Source organism: Actinomyces sp. MRS3W (genome assembly GCF_032465695.1).
Taxonomy (GTDB): domain Bacteria; phylum Actinomycetota; class Actinomycetes; order Actinomycetales; family Actinomycetaceae; genus Actinomyces.
In genome coordinates this window covers 1-1,785 of the sequence record NZ_JAWDJJ010000174.1, presented here as the reverse complement: position 1 = coordinate 1,785, position 1,785 = coordinate 1, and the positions used below count along the sequence as shown (strand labels likewise).

1 protein-coding gene is annotated in these 1,785 nt (G+C 71.1%); it reads left to right on the top strand.

Features of this window, described 5'->3' with window-relative positions:
- Positions 1-1,670 (top strand): glutamine--fructose-6-phosphate transaminase (isomerizing) (gene glmS, locus RWX45_RS06435; RefSeq protein WP_316022928.1); only part of this gene is annotated, 1,670 nt, incomplete at its 5' end.
- Positions 1,671-1,785 lie beyond the last annotated feature (115 nt).

The window sequence follows — 1,785 nt, the reverse complement described above, 5'->3', positions numbered from 1 at the left end:
GCCACACCCGCTGGGCCACCCACGGCGGCCCCACCACCGCCAACGCCCACCCGCACCGTGCCGGCTCCCTGGCGGTTGTGCACAACGGAATCATCGAGAACTTCCGGACCCTGCGCGCCGAGGTGGAGGCGGCCGGCCGCGAGCTGCTGTCCGCCACCGACACCGAGGTGGTTGCCCACCTGCTCGACCTTGACTTCACCGCCCGGCTCGCCGACCAGGACGCCGCCGACCCGGAGGCTGCCGCCGCGGCGTTGGTGGCCTCCATGCGCGCCGTCACCGCCCGCCTGGAGGGCACCTTCGCCCTGCTGGCCGTCACCGAACTGGCCCCCGGCGCCATCGTCGCCGCCCGCCGCTCCAGCCCGCTGGTCATCGGGCTGGGTGAGGGGGAGAACTTCCTCGGCTCCGACGTCGCCGCCTTCGTCGCCTTCACCGCCCACGCCGCCGAGGTCGACGACGACCAGGTGCTGCTGTTGACCGCCGACGCCGTCACCGTCTGGGACGCCGACGGCGCCGTCGTCACCCCGCGCACCTGGGAGGTCTCCTGGGATGCGTCGGCCGCCGTCAAGGGCGGGTACGAGACCTTCATGGACAAGGAGATCCACGACCAGCCCACCGCCGTGGCCGACACCCTGCTCGGACGCGTCAACGAGCGCGGCGAACTCGTCCTGGATGAGATGCGCATCGACCCGGCCGTGCTGCGCAGCGTCGACAAAATCATCGTGGTCGCCTGCGGCACCGCCGCCTACGCCGGGCACGTCGCCAAGTACGCGATCGAGCACTGGTGCCGTATCCCGGTGGAGATCGAGCTCGCCCACGAGTTCCGCTACCGCGACCCCATCGTCTCCGAGAAGACCCTGACCGTGGCCATCTCCCAGTCGGGGGAGACCATGGACACCATCCAGGCGGTGCGCCACGCCCGCGAGCAGGGCAGCCGGGCACTGGCGATCGTCAACACCTTCGGCTCCACCATTGCCCGCGAGGCCGACGCCGTGCTCTACACCCACGCCGGCCCGGAGGTGGCGGTGGCCTCCACCAAGGCCTTCCTCGCCCAGATCACCGCCTGCTACCTGCTGGGCCTGTACCTGGCGCAGCTGCGCGGCAACAAGTGGCCCGACGAGGTCGCCGAGTACCTGGAAAACCTCGGCAAGATGCCCGCCAAGATCCAGCGGCTGCTGGCCGAGCAGGAGGAGATGGTGCGCGACCTGGGCGCCCAGCTGGCCGACCAGACCTCCTTCCTGTTCCTGGGACGCCACGTGGGCTATCCCGTGGCCCTGGAGGGTGCGCTCAAGCTCAAGGAGGTCGCCTACGTCCACGCCGAGGGCTTCGCTGCCGGCGAGCTCAAGCACGGCCCCATCGCCCTGGTGGAGGAGGGGCTGCCGGTGTTCGTCATCGTGCCCACACCCAGGCGCCCCGTCCTGCATGACAAGGTCATCTCCAACATCCAGGAGGTGCGCGCCCGCGGCGCCCGCACCATCGTCATCGCCGAGGAGGGCGATGAGGCGGTCACGCCCTTCGCCGACACGGTCATCCGCATCCCCGCCGCCCCGACGCTCATGTGGCCGCTGCTGACGGTGGTGCCGCTGCAGGTCTTCGCCGCCGCTCTGGCCAAGGCCAAGGGGCTGGATGTGGACCAGCCTCGCAACCTGGCCAAGTCCGTCACCGTGGAGTGACACGGGCGGGAGTATCCCGGGCGCCGGGACCACGCCGGGGTCATGATGGACGGGTGAGTTCCGCAACTGGCCCGCTCCCTCCCTCGCCGACCACTCCGGGCGCCCACCGTGACGC